Origin of the sequence: Streptomyces sp. NPDC001194, assembly GCF_042896985.1 — a bacterium.
Lineage (GTDB): Bacteria > Actinomycetota > Actinomycetes > Streptomycetales > Streptomycetaceae > Streptomyces.
This window is the reverse complement of sequence record NZ_JBIAXU010000020.1, coordinates 90,426-110,365: the sequence shown is the minus strand read 5'-3', so window position 1 is coordinate 110,365 and position 19,940 is coordinate 90,426. Positions and strand designations below refer to the sequence as shown.

General features: G+C 72.4%; 16 protein-coding genes. 5 read left to right on the top strand and 11 right to left on the bottom strand.

All coding sequences use genetic code 11. From position 1 onward, the window contains the following. Nucleotides 1-13: 13 nt before the first annotated feature. The 5 genes from ACFY1T_RS30080 to ACFY1T_RS30060 form a co-directional block, all read right to left on the bottom strand. A complete protein-coding gene (locus ACFY1T_RS30080) occupies nucleotides 14-1,447 on the bottom strand; it encodes a glycoside hydrolase family 16 protein (protein WP_390790944.1) in 1,434 nt (477 codons plus the stop codon). A gap of 201 nt (nucleotides 1,448-1,648) precedes the next feature. Next, complete coding sequence (locus tag ACFY1T_RS30075) at nucleotides 1,649-2,737, bottom strand: ABC transporter permease (RefSeq protein ID WP_390790943.1); 1,089 nt, start codon at nucleotides 2,735-2,737, stop codon at nucleotides 1,649-1,651. Next, on the bottom strand, nucleotides 2,734-4,371 hold the full coding sequence (locus ACFY1T_RS30070; RefSeq protein WP_390790942.1) for a sugar ABC transporter ATP-binding protein: 1,638 nt from the start codon (nucleotides 4,369-4,371) through the stop codon (nucleotides 2,734-2,736). Before ACFY1T_RS30070 ends, ACFY1T_RS30075 begins: the two co-directional genes overlap by 4 nt. Then, on the bottom strand, nucleotides 4,371-5,420 hold the full coding sequence (locus ACFY1T_RS30065) for a substrate-binding domain-containing protein (RefSeq protein ID WP_390790941.1): 1,050 nt from the start codon (nucleotides 5,418-5,420) through the stop codon (nucleotides 4,371-4,373). Before ACFY1T_RS30065 ends, ACFY1T_RS30070 begins: the two co-directional genes overlap by 1 nt. A 110-nt stretch (nucleotides 5,421-5,530) precedes the next feature. Beyond that, nucleotides 5,531-7,057: an NPCBM/NEW2 domain-containing protein gene (locus tag ACFY1T_RS30060; protein WP_390790984.1), complete on the bottom strand. Its 1,527-nt coding sequence runs from the start codon at nucleotides 7,055-7,057 to the stop codon at nucleotides 5,531-5,533. A 495-nt stretch (nucleotides 7,058-7,552) separates the two neighbouring features. On the opposite strand from ACFY1T_RS30060, the gene ACFY1T_RS30055 reads away from it, so the two are divergent. Both ACFY1T_RS30055 and galT read left to right on the top strand, forming a co-directional pair. Next, entirely contained in the window at nucleotides 7,553-8,386 is an 834-nt protein-coding gene (locus ACFY1T_RS30055) for a DeoR/GlpR family DNA-binding transcription regulator (RefSeq protein WP_390790940.1), read from the top strand. Then, nucleotides 8,383-9,507, top strand: coding sequence for a galactose-1-phosphate uridylyltransferase (gene galT / locus ACFY1T_RS30050; protein ID WP_390790983.1), 1,125 nt, complete (start codon nucleotides 8,383-8,385; stop codon nucleotides 9,505-9,507). Before ACFY1T_RS30055 ends, galT begins: the two co-directional genes overlap by 4 nt. A gap of 27 nt (nucleotides 9,508-9,534) precedes the next feature. On the opposite strand, the gene ACFY1T_RS30045 is transcribed toward galT, so the two are convergent. Beyond that, the gene (locus ACFY1T_RS30045; protein WP_030864004.1) at nucleotides 9,535-9,975 is read right to left on the bottom strand and encodes a MarR family winged helix-turn-helix transcriptional regulator; all 441 of its coding nucleotides are present in this window, start codon (nucleotides 9,973-9,975) and stop codon (nucleotides 9,535-9,537) included. A 136-nt stretch (nucleotides 9,976-10,111) separates the two neighbouring features. Between ACFY1T_RS30045 and ACFY1T_RS30040 the strand changes: the two genes are divergently transcribed. Then, a complete protein-coding gene (locus ACFY1T_RS30040; RefSeq protein WP_390790939.1) occupies nucleotides 10,112-11,620 on the top strand; it encodes an MFS transporter in 1,509 nt (502 codons plus the stop codon). Nucleotides 11,621-11,756: 136 nt separating this feature from the next. Beyond that, entirely contained in the window at nucleotides 11,757-12,047 is a 291-nt protein-coding gene (locus tag ACFY1T_RS30035) for a hypothetical protein (protein WP_390790938.1), read from the top strand. Between the two features lie 49 nt (nucleotides 12,048-12,096). Here ACFY1T_RS30035 and ACFY1T_RS30030 read toward each other — a convergent pair whose 3' ends face one another. The 4 genes from ACFY1T_RS30030 to ACFY1T_RS30015 form a co-directional block, all read right to left on the bottom strand. Next, nucleotides 12,097-12,978 carry a pirin family protein gene (locus tag ACFY1T_RS30030; protein WP_390790937.1) on the bottom strand — a complete coding sequence of 294 codons (882 nt, stop codon included), beginning with the start codon at nucleotides 12,976-12,978 and terminating at the stop codon, nucleotides 12,097-12,099. 132 nt (nucleotides 12,979-13,110) lie between these two features. Beyond that, the gene (locus tag ACFY1T_RS30025; RefSeq protein WP_390790936.1) at nucleotides 13,111-13,758 is read right to left on the bottom strand and encodes a hypothetical protein; all 648 of its coding nucleotides are present in this window, start codon (nucleotides 13,756-13,758) and stop codon (nucleotides 13,111-13,113) included. A gap of 137 nt (nucleotides 13,759-13,895) precedes the next feature. After that, on the bottom strand, nucleotides 13,896-15,977 hold the full coding sequence (locus ACFY1T_RS30020) for an RICIN domain-containing protein (RefSeq protein WP_390790935.1): 2,082 nt from the start codon (nucleotides 15,975-15,977) through the stop codon (nucleotides 13,896-13,898). 233 nt (nucleotides 15,978-16,210) lie between these two features. Continuing rightward, nucleotides 16,211-17,128: an EamA family transporter gene (locus tag ACFY1T_RS30015; protein WP_390790934.1), complete on the bottom strand. Its 918-nt coding sequence runs from the start codon at nucleotides 17,126-17,128 to the stop codon at nucleotides 16,211-16,213. 78 nt (nucleotides 17,129-17,206) lie between these two features. Between ACFY1T_RS30015 and ACFY1T_RS30010 the strand changes: the two genes are divergently transcribed. After that, nucleotides 17,207-17,710, top strand: coding sequence for a MarR family winged helix-turn-helix transcriptional regulator (locus ACFY1T_RS30010; protein WP_390790982.1), 504 nt, complete (start codon nucleotides 17,207-17,209; stop codon nucleotides 17,708-17,710). A gap of 90 nt (nucleotides 17,711-17,800) precedes the next feature. On the opposite strand, the gene ACFY1T_RS30005 is transcribed toward ACFY1T_RS30010, so the two are convergent. Beyond that, nucleotides 17,801-19,657, bottom strand: a complete 1,857-nt coding sequence (locus ACFY1T_RS30005; RefSeq protein WP_390790933.1) for a galactose oxidase-like domain-containing protein — start codon at nucleotides 19,655-19,657, stop codon at nucleotides 17,801-17,803. Nucleotides 19,658-19,940 lie beyond the last annotated feature (283 nt).

Below are 19,940 nucleotides of genomic sequence, written 5' to 3'. Positions count from 1 at the left end.
CCGCTCGATCCGGTCAATGGCCGAAGTCGAACCAGTTCACGTTGACGTAGTCGGCGCCCTGTCCGCTGGCGAAGGTCAGGTAGACGTCGTGCGTGCCGGTGACGGCCGCGATGTTCGCCGGGACGGTCCGCCAGCTCTGCCAGCCGCCGGTGCCGGCGACGGAGAAACTGCCGATCGGCGGGTTCGTACGGCTGTCCAGCCGGACCTCGACCAGTCCGCTGACCCCGCCGGCCGCCCCGCTCGCGACCCGCCCGTGGAACTGCGTCGCCGGGGTCGGGCCGAAGTCCACCCCCTTGTACAGGGCCCAGTCGCCGCCCGCGATCGCGCTCAGGTTCCGGCCGCCGCCGCTGTCCGTGGTGGTTTCCGTCCCCAGCCCGGCCTGGCCGTCGTACGACTCGGCCTCGATGGCGCGGTACGCGTCGCGGTTGCCGGGCGGCGGGGTGGTGGGCGGGGTCGTCGGCGGTGTGGTCGGGGGCGTGGTCGGCGGGGTCGTGCCGCCCGTCGAGCGCAGTACGGACACGTAGTCGACGACCATCGGGTAGCCGGGCTGGGTGCCCGCGTCGGGTCCGCCGCCGAAGGCGTCCGGGAAGCCGCCGCCCATGGCGACGTTCAGGATGATGAAGTAGCCGTGGTTGGTGGCGTTGGTCCAGGTGGCGGCGTCCACCTGGTTCGCGCGAACGGTGTGGAAGCCGACTCCGTCGAGGTAGAAGCGCATCTCCTCGACGGCCGTGGACCGGTCCCACTCCACCGTGTAGGTGTGGAAGCCGGCCTGGCAGGTCGTGCCGGTGCAGACGCGCTGGCCGCCGATGCCGGAGGTCTCGTTGCAGGGGCCGCCCGGGCTCGTCCCGCAGTGCACCGTGGCCCACTCGTTGTTGATGCCCTGGACGTTCTCCATGATGTCGATCTCGCCGATGCCGGGCCAGTTCCACCAGTTGCCGCGGTAGGGGGCGCCGAGCATCCAGAACGCCGGCCAGTAGCCCTTCGCCGCCGCGCCGGTGACGTTGGGCATCTGGATCCGCGCCTCGGTGCGCAGCTTGCCGCCCGCCGGGGGCTGGAAGTCGGAGCGGCGGGTCTCGACGCGGCCGGAGGTCCAGTTGCCGGCGGCGTCCCTGCGCGGGGTGATCCGCAGGTTCCCGGCGCCGTCGAGGGCGACGTTCGCGGTGCTCGAGGTCATCGTCTCGACCTCGCCCGTACCGAAGTTGGCGGGGCCGCCCGGATAGCCGGTGCCGGTGGTGTACTGCCAGTCGGCGGTGTTCACACCGGAGCCGGCGGCCCCGTTGAAATCGTCCAGGAACACCTGGGACCAGCCCGCCGGAGGCGGGGGAGCGACGGCGTTGGCGGGCAGGGTGACCACGGCGGCGGCCGCGGCGGCCACGGCCATCGTGCCGAACGCGGCGATGACGGCGCGCCGGAAGGACGGCCGTTTTCTGCCGGTGGGAAGACGCATGGGTGTGCCCTCTCTTCGGGGGGAGGCGGCGCACTGGTTGAGAGCGCTCTCAAGCGGCGCCGCTGGCCACTGTGCTCCCGGCACTCACCGGCGTCAAGACTTGGAGCCAGGTAACGGGCTTACGGGTAGCGGGAGTTCACGGTGTGAAGGGCGGGCGGCGCGGGCGCGGCCCACCCCCTCGGGCGGGGTGGACCGCAGCCGTCAGGTGGGCAGTCCCACCGCCCGCTCCCCGGCCCGCCGTTTCTGGATCACCACGGCCACCACGAGCAGGGCGCCCTGGGCGACGTTCTGCCAGAACGGGTTGACGCCCTGCACCGTCAGGCCGTTGTCCAGCGCGCCGAGCAGGGTGATGGCGAGCAGGGTGCCGCCCACCCCGCCTTTCCCACCCGCCAGCAGACAGCCGCCGAGGGCGGCGGCCGTGATCGCCTTCAGCTCGAGGCCCTCGCTGCCGGAGACGGGGTGGCCGAAGCCGGTCCGGGCGGTCAGCAGCACGCCCGCGACCGCGGCGACCACCCCGGCCAGGCCGTAGACGGCGATCAGGTACTTGTTGATGTCGATCCCGGCCAGCCGGGCGGCCGTGTCGTTGCCGCCGATGGCGTAGATGTTCCGGCCGATGTCCGTCGACTTCAGCAGCAGGTGGATGGCGAGGGTGACCACGGCGAGCACCCACAGCAGTACGGGGACTCCGGCGATCGCGCCGTTCGCGAGGAAGACGAAGACGTCGTCGTTGCTCACGTACCCCTGGGCCGCGCCCTTCGACAGCAGCTGTGCGACCCCCTTGTACGCGGCGAGCGTGGCCAGCGTCGCGATGACCGGGTTGACCCGTCCGAAGACGATGACCGCGCCGTTGAGGAGCCCGGCGAGCAGGCCGGCGCCCAGGGCGGCGGCGATGCCGAACAGGGCGTTCCCGCCGGTGGAGGTGAAGACCATGGCGGAGACCACCGAGGCCACGCCCACCTGGGAGCCGACGGAGATGTCCAGGGCGCCGCAGACGATCACCACGGTCTGGACGAGGGCGAGCAGCCCCGAGATCGTCACCGCGTCGCCGATGACCTTGATGTTGGCCCAGGTCAGGTAGGCGGGGTTGAGCCAGCCGAAGAGGGCCAGCACCAGCACCAGGGCGCCGATCAGACTGAGGTTCTGGCCGCCGACGGAGCCGAGGAGCGCCCCGGGCCGCCGCCCGCGGCGCCGCTTGGGCCCCGCCGCCGGTCCGGCCCCGCCGTCTTCGGCCGTCGCCCCGGCCGTCCTCTCGGACATGCCGTCTTCCGCGGCCGTGGTGTTCGCGTTCACCGGTGTCCTCCGTTGCCCGTCGCAGTGGCAGTCGCGGTCGCGGTCGCGGTCGCAGTCGCAGTCGCGGTCGCGGTCGCCGTCCCGGTCGCCGTCAGGTCGTCGGCCATCGCCAGTGCGAGGACGGCCTCTTCGGTGGCTTCGGACCGGTCGAGCTCTCCCGTGATCCGGCCGCCCTGCATCACCAGCACCCGGTCGGCCAGCCCCAGTACCTCCGGCAGCTCGGAGGAGATGACCAGCAGCGCGACCCCGGCCTCGGCGAGGTCGGCGACGATCCGGTGGATCTCGGCCTTCGCGCCCACGTCGATGCCCCGGGTCGGCTCGTCGAGGATCAGCACCTTGGGCCTGCGCGCCAGCCAGCGCGCGAGGACCACCTTCTGCTGGTTGCCGCCCGAGAGCGTGCGCACCTCCCGTTCCACCGACGGGGTGCGCACGCGCAGCCGCCCGGTGTACTCCAGCGCGAGCACCCTCTCCGCCGCGCGGCGTACGAACCGCAGGCGGCTCAGCCGGTCCAGTACGGCCAGCGCGATGTTGTCGCGGACCGACCGGTCGAGGAACAGCGCCTGCGCCTTGCGCTCCTCCGGGGCGAGGCCGATGCCCGCGCGGATCGCGTCGGAGGGGCGGCGCAGCCGCAGCCGCTCGCCCAGCACCGAGACCGTCCCGCCGCGCAGCGGCAGGTCACCTGCGAGCGCCCGGGCCAGCTCGGACCGGCCGGCGCCGACGAGTCCGGCGAGGGCCACCACCTCGCCCGCCCGGATCCGGAAGCTGATCCCGCGCACGTCGTCGGTGGTCACCCCGTCCACGTCCAGGACGACCTGCCCGGTGGCCGTGTGCGGGCGGGCGAAGCTCCTCCGGGTGGCGGACAGGTCCCGGCCGACCATCATCCGTACGATGTCGCCCTCGTCCGTGGCGCCGGCCTCCTTGACGCCGACGAGGGCCCCGTCGCGCAGGACGGCGACGCGGTCGGCCAGGCGGAAGATCTCCTGCATGCGGTGGGAGACGTAGACGACGGCGAGCCCCCGTTCCCGCAGTCTGCGGATCAGCGAGAACAGGGCCTCCACCTCGTGCTCGGAGAGGGAGGAGGTGGGTTCGTCGAAGGCCACCACCTTCGCCTCGCCCGTCAGTGCCCGCAGGATCTCGACCAGTTGGCGCTGGGCCGGGGTGAGGCGGTTGCCCGGGGTGTCGGCGTCGAGGACGTGTCCGAAGCCGATCCGGGCCAGGTCCTCCCGGAGCCGGCGGCGCAGCGCCGCCCGGTCGAAGCGGCGGCCGCCGCGGGTGGGCAGGGCGCCGAGGTAGACGTTCTCGGCGACCGTGAGGTGCGGGACGATCTCCGGCTCCTGGGGGATGAGCCGGATGCCGGCGGCCCGCGCGTCGGCGGGGGAGCGGAGCCGCACCTCGGCGCCGTCGACGTGGACCGAGCCGGAGTCGGCCGGCCGGTCACCGCAGACGATCTTGAGCAGGGTGGACTTCCCGGCGCCGTTCTCGCCCATCAGCGCGGTGACCGAACCGGCCGGGAACTCCAGGCTGATGCCGCGCAGGGCCGGGACCCCGGCGAAGCTCTTGGCGACGCCGGTCACCCGCAGGCCGGACGGGGTCGCGGGGGAGGGGGAAGGGGAAGGGGCGGGGTCGGGGGCCATCACTTGCAGCCGAATCCGGCGTCCCGCCAGCTGCCCGCGTCGACCATCCTGGTCGGGGCGAAGGCCTCGGGGGCGAACTCCGTGCCGTTCTTGAGCTTGTCGTACATCGCCTGGACCGCCAGCTTGCCGACCTCGTCACCGGGGATGTAGAGCGCGGCCTTCATCCCGTTGTCGGCACCCGCCTGCCAGTCCTTGCAGGCCAGATAGGCGCCGAGACCGACACCGACGATGTCCGCGCCCCCGACGCCCGCGTTGTTCAGGCCCTTGACCCCGCCCGAGACGTTCTCGTCGTTGCAGCCCATGACCACCCAGTGCTTGACGCCCTGGTTGGCCGTGACCGTCGCCTCGACCTTGGCCTGCGCGCCCGCCGGGGTGTTGTCCGTACCGAGCTCGACCGTCCGGACCTCGGGGGCGCCGGCCTCCTTCCAGGCGGCCTTGGCCCCGTTGATCCGGTCGGTGCAGACGGTGGTGTCCTGCTTCCAGGCGTAGATGATCCGGGTGTCCGAGGGGCTCCAGCCCGCCTTCGCGAACTCGGCCGCGGCCCGCTTGCCGACCTCGCCGCCCATCTGGGCGCCCGAGAAGCCCACGCGGGCCACCAGATCGGCCTTGGCGCAGTCCGCCGGCTTGGGCCCGCTGACGCACACCTGGTCGTCGGAGGTGAGCAGCGCGATCCCCGCCTTCTTCGCCTCGGCGGCGACCTGCGGGCCGACCGCCGACTCCGGCACGACGATGACGATGCCCGAGTTCTTCTGCGCGATCGCCGACTTGACCTCGGTGATGGTCTTCGAGGCGTCGTTGCCGAGGTTGACCACGGTGAGCTTGACGCCGAGTTCGTCGGCCCTCTTCCTGGCGCCCGCGGCCTCGGAGACGAAGTACTCCTGGTCGCCCTGTTTCTGGAGGTAGGCGATGGATATCGGGCCGTCGGTCTTCTTGCCGGTTCCCGTTCCCGCTCCCGATGCGGGCTTGCCGGAGGAGCAGGCCCCCAGGGTGAGCGCCAGCGCGAGGGCGCCGGTCAGGGCGGCGCCGCGGCGATACCGGATCATGGACATGTACGAGTGCTCCCTCATCGGGCCGGGCCGGGCCGGGTCGGTGGGTCGGTGGATCGGTGGGCCGCCGGATCGCCGGATCGCCGGATCGCCGGATCCGCGGGTACGGAAGGTCAGGCGCAGGTGAGCCGGGGTGCGGCCCAGTCCGCGTGGTCGTAGTCGATGCCGTTGCCGCCGTCGGTGACGACGAGCCGAAGCGTCTGGCCGCCGGTCAGGTCGGCGCTGAGCGTGCGGGCCGCGTCCGATGTGGTGACGACACCGCTGTCGGCGACCTTCACGGTGTCCCGGTAGACCTGGAAGGCGACCGCGCCGGTGCGCGAACTCTCGTCGTCCACGCCGACGTCCACCTTCAGGGCGGTGCACCTGCCGCCGAGGTGGTAGGTCAGGGTGCCGGCCGCGTGGGCGCCGAGCCCCTTGGCGTACGTGGCGCCGCCCACGGTCAGCGTCCTGCCGTCGCCGGCCGCCTGCTCCCCGTTGCTGCGGTCCTTCTCCACCGGCCCCCAGCCGTTGCTCACACCCGTCCAGGGCAGGTCGGAGAGGTCGGAGGTGCCGGCTGGCGGAAGCGGCGCGGGCCCCGGGGTGATCCGGTAGACGACGGTGGCGTGCGGGGCGACCGAGGCGCTGATGGTGCCGCTGGTGTTGGCCGAGGCGGCCTTCGTCCACAGGTCCTTGAGGGCGTAGGGGGCGCGGTTGCCGATGCCGAGGGCGTCCGTCCGTGCGGAGATCGTGGCGGTGGAGCCGGTCTCGTTGGTCAGTGAGAGGGCCCGGTCGCCGTTGGCCAGCTCCTTGGCCATCACCACCAGACCGCCCGAAGAGGAGACCACCGTGCCCTGTTTGCCGAGGGCGTCCTGGTCCAGGGCGATGACATCGGGGTTGGACAGGATGTCGAAGGTCTCGGCCGTCGCCTTGCGCAGGTCGCTGCCGATCAGCAGCGGCGCCGACATCATCGACCAGAGGGTGAAGTGGGTGCGGTACTCGGTGGCGGTCATGCCGCCGTTGCCGACCTCCAGCATGTCCGGGTCGTTCCACCGGCCCGGGCCCGCGTACGGCGCGAGCGGCTGGTTCTTGTGCGCGATGGAGATCATCGAGGACCAGCTGTCGCCGATGTCCCCGGTGGTGCGCCACAGATGGCCGAGGCTCGACGCCCACGTCCAGGGCTGGTTCTCGCCCCATTCGCACAGCGAGAAGACGATGGGCCGGCCCGTCCTCCTCAGGGCGTCGGCCATGTCCGCGTACCGCTTCTTCGCGTCCACACCCTGGTTGTTGCAGTTGTCGTACTTGAGGTAGTCGACCCCGAAGGACGCGAAGAGGGAGGCGTCCTGCTGCTCGTGGCCGAGACCGCCCGGGAAGCCCGCGGTGTCGCAGGTCTTGGTGCCGGCGCTGGTGTAGATGCCGAACTTCAGGCCCTTGGAGTGCACGTAGTCCGCGAGGGCCTTGATCCCGCCGGGGAAGCGGACGGGGTCGGCGACGAGGTTGCCCGCGGCGTCGCGGTTCGACAGGGCCCAGCAGTCGTCGAGGTTGACGTACTGGTAGCCGGCGGCCTTGAGGCCCTTGGCGACGAAGAGGTCGGCGATGCCCTTGACCATCGCCTCGTTGAACTCGGCCCGGCAGTGGGTGGAGTTCCAGTTGTTGAACCCCATGGGCGGGGTCAGCGCCTGTCCGTCGCCCACGGCGGCGGCGGGGGCGGCGCCCGCGAGCACCGCCGTGCCGGCCAGTGCGGCGGCCCCCGCCGCCGGGGCCAGTAAGGGCAGGGCCGTGAGGACCGCCGCCAGGCGGCGGGCTACGGCGCTTCGTAACGAGTGCACAGACGGCTCCTGGGGGGAGTGGGGCCCGGAATTCCGGGAGAGCGTGTGCGGAAATGCGCCCTGACACGTACGTCCTGTACGCCGGTTCCCGCAGAAGTCCTCAGGAACGAACGGACTCCAACGGGAAGGCCCACATCACACTGCCGTAGCGGGGACATGTCAAGAGAATGGACTGCACCGATCCGCCGCCCGCCGGCGGCCGCGACGGCGGTCACGGGTCTCGGGGTGCTCCTCAACTGCAGCCATGTCGCTGTCTGTTGACTTCTGTTGGATCCCTCAGGATGCTTCTGCTGACCGGGGACGCCGGTGCCCCAGGAGAGGAACCGCCGCATGGCCGATCCCGGCAGCCTGCTGGCCCATCAGCGCCGCGCCCTCATCCTCGACGAGGTCCGCCGTCGCGGCGGGGTGCGGGTGAACGAGCTGACCCGCTCCCTGAACGTCTCCGACATGACCGTCCGCCGCGACCTGGACGTGCTCGCCCGTGAGGGCCTGCTGCGCAAGGTGCACGGCGGCGCCGTCCTCGCCGACGAGGCCAGCAGTCACGAGCCCGGGTTCGAGGCCAAGTCGGAATGGGAGACGGCGGCGAAGCAGGCCATCGCCCAGGCGGCGGCCGCACTCGTCGCACCGGGCTCCGCCATCGCCCTCTCCGCCGGTACCACCACGCACGCCCTGGCCCGGGAGCTCACCGAGGTCACCGGACTGACCGTGGTCACCAACTCGGTGCGCACCGCCGAGGTCTTCGAGTCCGCCCGCCGGACCGGCGGCGCCGGCGGCACCCCGACGGTCATCCTCACCGGCGGCGTCCGCACCCCCTCGGACGCCCTCGTCGGGCCCATCGCCGACCAGGCCATCCGGTCCCTCCACGTCGACCTGCTCTTCCTCGGCTGCCACGGACTGGGCACCGCCACCGGGCTGACCACGCCGAACCTCGCCGAGGCGGAGACCAACCGGGCGTTCCTGCGCTCCGCGCGGCGGACCGCCCTCCTCGCCGACCACACCAAGTGGTCGACCGTCGGGCTCACCACCTTCGCCTCCCTGGAGGAGGTCGACGTACTGGTCACGGACTCCCTCCCGGCGGAGGAGGCCGCCGCCGTCGGCGAGCGGGTCGGCGAAGTGCTGCTGGCCCCCGGCCCCGCCGGCCCCGCTCGGGAGCGCCCGTGGTGAGGAAGACGCGTACGACCCTGTCCGACGGACGGGCGCTGATCTACTACGACCGCGTCGACCAGGACCGCGTCGACCAAGGCGGCGTCGACCAAGGCCACGGCGACCGGGACCGCGTCGACCGGGACCACGGCGACCAGGGTCACGGGGCCGCCGGGGGAGTTCCCCCGCGCGACCGCGCCGATCCCCGCGGCCTGCCGCGCGTCGCGACGCGCTCCGAGCGGCGCCACGACCGGCTCCTCGACGAATGGGTGGTGATCGCCTCGCACCGCCAGGGCCGTACCCACCTGCCGCCGGCCGACCAGTGCCCGCTCTGCCCCTCGGCCCCGGGCCGGGCCACCGAGATCCCGGCTCCCGACTACCAGGTCGCCGTCTTCGAGAACCGCTTCCCCGCCCTGTCCGGAGCGGACGGGGGCCGCTGCGAGGTCGTCTGCTTCAGCCCGGACCACGGGGCCTCGTACGCCGACCTCGCCCCGGCCCAGGCCCGTACGGTGCTCGCGGCCCTGGCCGACCGCACCGCCGAGCTCGCCGGACTCCCGGGCGTGGAGCAGGTGTACTGCTTCGAGAACCGGGGCCCGGAGATCGGGGTCACCCTGACCCACCCGCACGGCCAGGTCTACGCCCTGCCCGTCCTGACCCCGCGCACCCGCCGCATGCTGGACACCGTCTCCCGGCACCACCGGTCCACCGGCCGCAACCTCTTCGACGAGGTCCGCGACGAGGCGCTGGCCGACGGGCGCAGGGTGGTGGCCGCGGGGGAGCACTGGAGCGCCTTCGTCCCCGAGGCCGCGCGCTGGCCGTACGAGGTGCACCTCTACCCGCACCGGCGCGTCCCCGACCTGCCCGCCCTGACCGGGCCCGAGCAGGCCGAGCTGGCCGCCCTGCACCTGGACCTGCTCGGGCGCTTCGACCGGCTCTTCCCGACGCCGTCCCCGTACATCTCCGCCTGGCACCAGGCCCCCGTACGGACCGGCCGGGAGCTGTACGCACTCCACCTGGAGCTGTTCACGACCCGGCGGGCCGCCGACAAGCTCAAGTACCCGGCCGGAACCGAGTCCGGGATGGGTCAGTTCATCAACGACATCGCACCCGAGCAGGCGGCCGCGGCGCTGCGCGAGGTCTGAGGGCCGCCTCCCGGTGTGCGGGCCTTCTTACGCGTCCTTCTCCATGGTCGGGCGCAGCCGCTCCAGCAGGGCGTAGAGCGTCGCGCTCTCGGTCTCGTCGAGGGTGTCCAGCGCGCCGTGGGTCGCCTGCATCTCCTCGCGCACGCGCCGGATGATCTCCCGGCCCGCGTCCGTGGCCACCACGTTCTTGACGCGGCGGTCGGAGGGGTCGGCCTCGCGGCGCACCAGCTCGCGGGCCTCCAGCCGGTCCACGATCCCGGTGACGTTCGATGCGTCACACACCAGGAGGGTGGCCAGGCCGCGCATCGGGAGCGGGCCGTTGAGCTGGGCGAGGACCCGGGCCTGGGTGGAGGTGAGGCCGTAGTGGGACGCCGCGGCGGCGAAATCGCGCCACTGGGCGGTTCCGATGGCGGCGAGCAGCTCGAGGAGCTCGAGCTTGGTGGGGGCGGTGGGGGTGGTGGCGCTCATGGCTTCGAGCGTACTCAGGTGGTTGACATTGTCAATTGTTTACTTGACCACTTTAACTATCGACGTCTACCGTCTGTGGAGTTACTTGATGACATCAAACATCTGCGATCTGAAGCACTAAGAAGGTCCTGCCAGCATGAGCACCGCCGCCCCCACCCCTGCCGAGGCCAAGAACAGGAACGAGACGATCATCGTCTTCGCCCTGAGCCTTGCCGCCATGGTCGTGTCGATGATGCAGACCCTGCCGGTTCCGATCCTGGGCCTCATCCGCACCGACCTGGGCACCTCGACCGCCAACGTGAGCTGGGTGACCACCGCCACCCTGCTGTCCGCCGCCGTCTTCACCCCGCTGCTCGGCCGCTTCGGCGACCAGCACGGCAAGAAGCCCACGCTGGTGGCCGTCCTCGGCGTCATGGTCGTCGGCTCCGTCATCGCCGCGGTCGCGACCTCGCTGCCGCTGCTGATCCTGGGCCGCGTCCTGCAGGGCGCCGCCACCGCGATCTTCCCGCTCGCCCTCTCGGTGCTGCGCGAGGAAGTCCGCCCGCAGAAGCTCCCCGGCGCGATGGCCCTGGTCAGCGGCACCCTCGCCTTCGGCAGCGGCCTCGCGCTCGTCGCCACCGGCCTGCTCACGTCCGGCTCCGACGCCGACTACCGCAACGCCTTCTGGATGGCGACCGGCTTCGCGACCCTCGCCCTGCTCGCCGTCGCCTTCCTGGTCCCCGCGACCCGGCACAAGACCGGCGGCCGCACCGACTTCCTCGGCGCGCTGACCCTCGGCATCACCCTCCTGCTGCTCCTGCTGCCGATCTCGCAGGGCCACGAGTGGGGTTGGACCTCCGGCCGTACGCTGGGCAGCTTCGCCGGCGCCGCCGTCATGACCGCCGTCTGGGTCTTCACGGAGCTCAAGGTCAGCGAGCCGCTGGTGGACATGCGGATGTTCGTCCACCGCCCGGTGCTCATGGCCAACCTGGCCGGCATCCTCGTCGGCTTCGGCATGTTCGCGAACTTCCTGGGCGTCTCGTACCTCGTCCAGATGCCCGAGAAGCTCACGGGCTACGGGTTCGACGCCTCCATCCTGCGCGCATCCGTCCAGTTCCTGCTGCCCGGCGCGATCGTCTCCCTGCTCGCCTCGCCCATCGGCGGCCAGCTGGTCCGCCACCGCGGCCCCCGCGTGGCCCTCGGCCTGGCCGCCGGCCTCGGCGCCGTCGGCTTCGGCTGGCTCGCGCTGGACCACGGCCACAGCTTCTCGGTGATCGGCGCGGGCCTGGTCGTCGGCGCGGCCGTCAGCTTCGGCTACGCGGCCATGCCCGCCGTCATCATGGCGAGCGTCCCGCACCACCAGAGCGGCATCGCCAACGGCATCAACTCGATCTCCCGCTCCACCGGCAGCGCGATCGGCAGCGCCATCGTCACCACCATCCTGGCGTCGAAGACCATCGAGCACCTGCCGGCCGGTGTCCCGGCCCTGCCCGCCGAGTCCGGGTTCACCCTCACCTTCTGGATCGGGTCGGTCGCGTTCGCCCTGGTCGCGGTGATCAGCTGGATCGGCCTGCGCGGAGCGCACGGCCCGCGCACCGTCGACGCGGGCACGCCCGCAGCGGCTCCCGCGAAGGTGGCGCAGCCGGAGCCGGCCGAGACCGTCTGACCTGGCCCTTCGAGGGGACGGCGCCGTTCGCGGATGCCGTCCCCTCGTTTGCGTGCTGTCCTGTCCCCGTGGACAGGGGCCGCCGCCGGACGGCGCGGGGAGGGCCCTGGCACCCGCACGCGAGGAGTGACCTGCCATGGCGATCCTGATGCACGCCACCGTCCCCGGCATCACGGCGGAGCAGTACGACGCCCTCCACGCGGAGCTCCTGTCCGTCCCCGGGATGTTCGACGGCTGCCTCTCCCACGTCTGTGTCGTGAGCGCCGAGGGCCTGGACATCTACGACATGTGGGAGAGCGAGCTGCACGCGAACGTGTTCGCGGAGAAGCTGATGCCCGTCGTGGAAGCGCAGGGCTGGCACAGCACGGGCGGCCGCCCCGAGGTGTTCCCGGTCTACAACTACGGCTTCCCCGAGGCCCGGGGCTGAGGGTTGTCTGCGCGATCGGGCACTGCTTCCTGAGCGGGGAGGGGCCGGCTCAGATGTCGATGCGGCCCATCAGGCCGTGCTGGTAGTCCATCTGGGCCCGGTGGATCTCGGCGGCGGTGTTCATGACGAACGGGCCGGTGCGGGCCACGGGCTCGCCCAGCGGCTCGCCGGCCAGGACCAGCACCTCGGCCGCGCCGTCCGGGGCCTCGACCGCGAACCGCTCCGCCTCCCGGCCGAGGATGGCGAGATGGCCGTCGGGGAGGCGGGCGTCGGGGGTGGCCGCGCTCCCGGACAGGACGTACAGCATGGCGTTGTGCCCGGCCGGGACGGTGAACTCGGCGCGGCCCCCCGCCGTGAGGCGGGCGTGTACGACGAGCACCGGAGTGTGGCTCTCGAAGGGTCCCCGCACCCCGTGCGTGGCGCCGCTGATCACCGTGAGCTCGGCGCCGCCGTCCTCGGTGACGACCCGGGGGATGTCGCCGGGCGCGGAGCCGTACCGGACGCGCGGCGGCGTCGCCTTGAGCCGGGCCGGGAGGTTCAGCCAGATCTGGACCAGGTGCTGAGGGCCCCCGTCGGAGAGCAGTTCGGGGGTGGGTCGGGTGAGGTGGACGAGTCCCGACCCGGCCGTGAGCCACTGCACCTCGCCGGGGCGCACGACCCGCCCGTGCCCCGCGGAGTCGACGTCCTCCAACGCGCCCTCGATGACGTACTGGATGGTCTCGAATCCGCGGTGCGGGTGCGGCGGCACGCCCTTGGCCTCACCCGGTCCGAGCACGTGCGGGCCGACCTGCTCCACCATCAGGAACGGGTCGGCCAGCGGGAGTCCCGGCTGCGGGAAGGGACGGCGTACGGGAAAGCCCTCGCCCTCGAAGGTGTGGAAGGGGCGGACGACGCGGAGGGTGGAGCGTACGGCGGGGGTGGTGAGGTGCATGCGCCGAATGAACGGCACGGCGAATTCCACTGTCAACGCGGAGCCGCTCGGCTGTCAGGTCGTACCGCGGCCTTCGGCCACCGCGCCCGCGCTCTTCCCCGCCGCCCGCGCCGACCCGGGCCGCGCGCGCCGTCAGCGCCGGCGGGCCCGCGAGCGGCGCAGCAGTACGCCGGCGGCGGCGCCGGCCAGGGCGATCACCACCACGCCCGCCGTGGTCCACCAGACGGTACGGTCGCCGCCCGCGCTCTCACCGGCCGCGTCGGTGGCCGGAGCCGGGGACCCCGACGCGGAGGACGCCGGCCCGGCGGAGGCGCCGGAGGGGGCGGGCGGGACGGAGGCGGACGGTGCGGCCGCGCTCGGCGTGGCCCCGGAGGGCGCCGGGTCGACCACCGGGACGGCGATCTCCTTCTCGCCGTGCCCCAGCGACGGGAACCCCACGTCGACGGAGACCTTCCAGGTGCCGGGCGGCAGCACCTCGGCCGTGCTCCAGCCGGTACGCGTCCCGGCGTCGCGGACCAGCCGCCAGGGCCCCATCGTGCGGGAGCCGTCGCGGCTGGTGGAGTTCACCGTGGCGGCGACCGCCTCCTCGATGGCGTCCCCGTCGTTCTCCCAGGTGATCTCGGTGGTGACATGGCCTTCCCGCTGCCCGGTGACCACGACCTTGACGGTGTCGCCGTGGGCCTGGGCCTCGATGGGTAGGGCCACGGCCAGCGCCTGGACGAGGAACAGGAACAGGAAGCCGAGTCCGCTGCGGACCGGGAAAGAGGGACGTGTACGCATCGTTGGGTGCTCCTGGTGCGGTGGGATGCGAGGTGCTGCGCTGCGGGAGTGAGCCGCGGTGCGGGAGATGAGGGGGCCGGTGCACGGCCGCGCGGGGCGGCCGTACACCGGCGGACGGCAGGGGCGGTTCCGGAAGGTCAGCCGACCTTCTGAGCCGTCCACACCTGGGCAGCGCGGCCGTCGGCGCGCTGGAGGTCGAGCAGCCAGGCGCCGTAGTACGGGCGGCTGCTCACGGTCAGCGCGTAGCCGCCGCTCGCGTCGGTGACGGTCACACCGCCGCCGCGGGACGCCAGCTTCCACTGCTGAGCGGAGTTGCCGCCGCAGGGCTGCTGCGCGATCCACATGCCGGCGGCCGGGGCGCCGCCCGCCTGCAGGCACTTGCCGGAGACGGCGGACTTGATGCGGACGAGCCCGCTGCCCGCGTCCTCGAAGAGCCACTGCTGCTGGGCGTAGCCGTTGGCACGGCCGCCGACGAGCACCGTTCCGTCGGCGCTGCGGCCGCCCCACAGCTCGGCGTTCATGCCGGTGCTGCCGTTGCCGAGCGTGTAGCGGGCACCGGGGGTGGTGGCGCCGCCGCCCGCGCCCGTCGTACGGAAGGCCGTGGTCGGGCCGGCTCCGCTGTCACGGCCGGCGGTGTCGCGGACCGAGACGGCGATCTTGTACTGCGTGCCGGGCTGGAGGTTGTAGATGCGCAGGGCCTGGGACTGGACCCAGGTCAGGTGCTTGCCGTTCAGCAGGACCTGGTACCACGCGGCCCCGTCCACCTTGGGCCAGCTCACCACGACGGAGTTCGCCTGGATCTGGGCCGCCGTCACCTTCGGGCCGCCCGTGGGCTTCTTGGTCGGCGTCGGGGTGGGCTTCTTCGTGGGGCTCGGCGTGGGCTTCGGGTTCGGGTCGGGGTTCGTGCCGCCGCCGCCGTTGGCCTTCATCAGGAACTGGTTGTTCGCGATGTTCCAGTGCGTGGCGAGGTAGCTGCCCGCCTTGGGGTTGGTGTGGAAGTAGTCGTCGTGGTTGCAGTCCAGGATGTTCTCGGCGGCCTGGTTGGTGCACACGTTGCGCATCTGCGGGTAGTACGGGGTGTCCGAGTAGCACATGACGTCCCACTCGTCCGTGCAGTGGGCGCCGCGGCTGGTGTTGGGGGCGCTGTTGTTCACCGCGCCGAGGTTGTGGCCGAGCTCGTGCGCCGCGGTGTGGCCGCCCCAGCAGCCGGAGTCCGTACGGCCGTAGGAGGGGCCGAAGTTGCTCTGGTTGTCCTGGCCGGGCCGCTCGTCGCCCGCGAAGGTGCCGATGCCGCAGTAGACCTGGGTGTCCGCGAAGATCATGTACTTGCGGTCGCGGCGGTCGAGGCCCTTGCCGGCGAGCGCGTTGTTGGTCGCGCTGAACTCGGAGAGCGCGGAAGCCGGGAGCTCGATGTTGAGCACCGTCGGCGTGCAGTCCGCGGCCGTGACGAAGCGGATGTGGCGGATGCCGCCGGTCTCCTGGGCGCTCGTGGAGTAGATGAGGTCGGCGTCGGCCGCCCACTTGCGGAACGAGGCGAGGTACTCGGAGTACCGGTCGCGGTCGGAGCCGTGGACGTACACGACCTGGACGCGGTTGCCGGTGCTGCCGTCTCCGTCGCACTGGACGGTCTGGCCGGCGGGACCGGCGGCGACGGCCTGGCTGCTGCCGCCGGCGGCGGCCGGCGAGGGCGCCGCGGCGGGCGCGGACTTGGCGGACTGGGCGTCGGCGGCGGGCGCGTCCTGAGGACGCCCGGCGCCTTCGGCCGCGGCGGCCGCGTCGCCGGACTCGGGCTTCGCCGGGTCGGCGGCCGGGGCCTTCGTCTTCACGACGGGGGCCACGTCGGCCTTGATGTTCACGTCCTTGGGCGGGGCGTCGGGGCCGTGCGTGCAGAGCCCGGCCTCCGTGCGGTAGACGCCGACGCAACGGTCGCCCTTCGGTGCGGCCTTGAGGCCGTCGAAGACCATGCCCTTGGCGGTCTCGTTGGCGGGCTCGCCCACGATGGGCGCCGGCTCCGCGTCGCGGGCCGGTGCGGCGGCCGGCGTGAGGGAGTCCGCGGCCGCTTCGGCCTGTACGGGCGTCCCTGCCTGGGCGTCGTCGCCGAGCCCCGAGTAGGCGATGCCGCCCGCTATCACCGCCGCCGTGGCCATGGCGGCGGTGAGGAGTATCAACCGGCGCGGCTTGCGCCGGTGTTCGCGCTGCTTCCTGCGATGTCTAGTCATGCGCACCTCAAATCCTTGGTCGGGAGGAGTGGGTGCGCGGAAGCCTGCCAGACCGGCGCGGTGGAGAATTCGGACAAACGGGAATGGGGCCCGAGATATCAGAACGTTACCTGCTGGCTGAATTTGATGAACCGTCAACTCGCTTACAAACAAGCATAGTTACGCACGTAGAGTGCCATTGGTCCAGGCCATTTTGGAGATCTCGTTATCTAATCGAGATATGTACCAAACCCTTATTGACGGCAATTCAGTCCGGAATTTATGTTATCGCTACGTGCCGAATTCCTCCCGTTACGAGCTGTGAGGAATCCTCCCTTCCGCCCGAGCAGGATGCCCGTCAGGGTCAGCAGCAGGCCGCAGATCTGTCGGATCGTGAGCGTTTCCCCGGCGATCGCCGTACCCAACAGCACCCCTGTGACCGGGTTCAGGAGTCCGAGCAGGCCGACCGTCGCGGCCGGCAGCCGCCGCAGCCCCGTGAACCACGCGGCGAAGGCCACCGCCGTCGCGACGACCGCGACGTAGGTGAATCCGAGCAGCGCGGGAATGCCGAGGGCCGGCGGTGATCCCTCCGCGGCGACGGCGAACGGCAGCAGCAGGAGTCCGCCGCCCAGCAGCTGCCACGCCGTCGATGCGAGGACGTCCGCCTCCGCACTCCACCGCTTGGCCAGGACGTAGCCGAAGGAGGACATCGCCATCGCGGCCACGGAGGCCAGGACGCCGGCCGGGTCCATCGGAACGGCCCCGGCGAGCAGCATCAGTGACACCCCGGCCACGCCGAGGCCCGCGCCGGCCAGCTGGAGCGGCCCGGGGCGCTCCGCGATCAGTGCCCAGGCGAACAGCATCATCACCAGCGGTGCGGTCGCCATGACGGTCGAGGCCGCGCTGGTCGGCAGGCGCTGCGCGGCGACGTAGATCAGGGCGAAGAACGCGCTCATGTTGAGGAAGCCGAGCAGCAGGGACTTCCACCACCAGGATCCCCGGGGCAGCCTCCGGCGGAAGGTCAGGAGCAGCAGGCCCGCAGGCAGCGCCCGGAAGGCCGCGCCGTACAGCGCATGGCCGGCGGGCAGGAACTCGCGGGTGACGTAGTAGTTCGTACCCCATGCGATCGGGGCGATCGCCGTGACCAGTGACCACCGAAGATTGGCTTCCATGGAAGATATAATACCTTCCATGGAAGCTATACTGGTGGGGTGAGACCGGAACCGTACGAAACGCAGGCCCGGGCAGTGATGCCCGCCGACCACGTCGCCCGCATCCAGGCCGAGTGGGCGCGCGAGCGCCCGGACGTCGACGTCGCCCCGCAGGGGGTGATCGGGCGGCTGCACCGCCTCGGGCTGCTCCTGACCGACCGGCTCTGCCTCGTCTACCGCCGCTACGGCCTGAGCGAGGGGGAGTTCGACGTGCTCGCGGCCCTGCGGCGCGCGGGAGCGCCGTACGAGCGGGCCCCCGGCGAGCTGGCGGTGCACACCATGGTCACGACGGGCGCGATGACCAAGCGCATCGACCGGCTGGAGCGGGACGGCCTCGTCGCACGCCGCCGCTCGGCCGCCGACGGCCGCGGGCGCGTGGTCGCGCTCACGCAGGCCGGGCGCGAGCTGATCGACCGGGCGTTCACCGAGCACATGGAGAACGAGCGCGGGCTGCTCGAAGGGCTGACCCCGCGACAGGCTGCCGAACTCGAGGCGCTCCTCACCACCTGGCTGGCCCGGGTCGAACCCCCGCCCGGGTCCTGACGCGCGAGGGGTCGACCGGCACGGGGTGCGCAGGCGGCCGCCCCTCGGCCGCCTCTCCCGGCGGCCGACCGCTCCTGCGCGCGGCTGCCGCTACGGGCGGTGGCCCAGCTTGACCCACTTCGCCGTGCTCGGCACGCCCTTCGCGTCGAGCAGGAACAGCATGTAGTACCCGGGCGGGGCGTCCGCCGCGCCCGCCGGGGTCCGGAGTCCGATCGCGGAGCCGCGCACGCCGGTGATCGCCAGCTCCAGATGGCGCTGGCTGGTGTTCACCGCATGGGTGACGGTCGTCGGCGCCAGCAGTACGGCACGCTTGACCCGGGCGGCCGTCGAGCTGCCCACCTCGAACGCGGCCCCGTAGCCCAACTCGCTCCCGGGTGCCCGGTCCAGGGCCGGCCGGCTGCCGCCCCGGTGCAGGTACGCGGGCTCGTACAGCTCGATGCTCCCGTCCATCTCGTCCTTGATGTCGGGGTCGTTGGCGATCTGCTGGAGCTCGTCGCCGGTCACCATCATCCGGCCGTCCGGCAGCACCAGGGCGTTGGAGTGGTAGCCGCGGGGCAGCCGTTGGGCCGGTCCGAGCTTCCAGTGGCCCTTGGCGTCGCGCAGTTCGATCCGCCGGTAGGAGAGGTCGGCCTTCGGATTGAACGGTCCGTGTCCGTAGTCCCGGGTGTCCAGGGCGCCGTTGACCGTGAGCAGGGTGCCGTCCGGCAGGATCAGCGTGTCGTCCTGCGTGCGGCCGAAGGCCCGCGGCTCCTCGGTGGTCCACCGGCCGCCGGACAGCCGGTAGGTGTTCCGGTCGTGCGGATCGCCGCCGAGGACCAGCACGGAGTCCGGGCCGCGGAGCCCGGCGGGCAGCGGCACGGCCGACCCGTAGCCCCGGAAGTCGGCTGGCCGCCGCGGCAGATCGGTCCGGGTCTCCTTCACCGGGTCGAAGAGCCACTGCTGATCGGCGTCGCGGCCGAGCCCGTAGACCATGCCGTCGCGCAGTGAGAAGAGGTGCGGGTAGTCGTTGCGGAAGGGGGCGTCCGCGCGCAGCCGCTCCGCCGCCAGGCCGACCGGGATGTCGTACGTCCGCCAGGGCACGGGATGGCGCAGCGCGGGGAAGCGCTCCACGACCGGGGTGGGTGTGCCCGTACCCCGCTCGGACTGGCCGGACATGATGATCTGGCGCCCGTCCGCGCCCGTCACGACCGAGGGGTACCAGCGGCCGACGGCCATGTCCTGGTTGCGGAACCAGGTTTCGGTCCACGGGTCGAACACGAAGGACAGCTTGGCGCCGCTGCCGCCCTTGCCGCCGGTGTTTCCGCCGAAGACCCCGACCATGCCGTTGGGGAGGAAGGCGTGCCCCGCGCAGAAGAACGGGGCGGGCCGGGGCGCGTGGGTACCGTCCGGCATCAGGACGGTCGGGGGCTCCACGTTCTTGAACGCCCGGGCCCCGGTGCCCTTGGCCGGGTCCCAGAGGAAGGCGCGGCCGGCGTTCGTGCGGCCGATCCGGTCGGTGGGCCCGGTCTCCTTGGTGGGGTCGGTCTCCACGCGCTCGAAGGAGAAGAGCAGCACCTTGCCGGTGGGCAGCAGCGCGGTGTGGACGCCGAAGTCGGGTGAGGGGAAGAACTCCGTGAAGCGGCCGAAGCGCGACGCGGCGAAGGGGGCGTTGGTGCGCTCCTGCGAGGACGTGAGGGCGGCCAGGCTCTCGGTGCGCTTCGACTGGGGGTATTCCTTGGGGCCCTTGACCGCGCTCCGCCGCTGCGCGTGGGCGCGGGCGTGCTCCTCGCCGATGACGGCGGCTTCGTCGGGGTCGGCCTCGACCGTGGACGCACGGCCGTCGGCGTGGTGGTGACCCGGAGGGGACTCGTGCCCGGGGACCGCCGCGGCGAAGGCGGGCGGGGCCCAGGAGGCGAGGGGGGCGAGGGATGCGAGGGCGGCGGCCACGGCCACGCATGCGGACAGCACGGCGGACCGCCGTCCGGGCGGACCGGGCGGACCGAGACGACCGGGCGGACCAGACAGACCAGGCGGGCCGGGCATGAGCTCTCCTCCGTCGACGGAACGCCCATCATATGAAAAAGGGGATTTTTCGTGTGAAAAGGCGCGAGTGGGGCGGGTGAAGGTCGCAGGCGTGGGCCATTCGGCCGCCCGGCCCGCAGTGATGAATCGTTTCTTCGGTGAACCGGCCCGTCCGACCGGGTGAGGTCGCGTACCCGGTCGCGCTCGGCGGCCGCCCGCGGCGGCTATC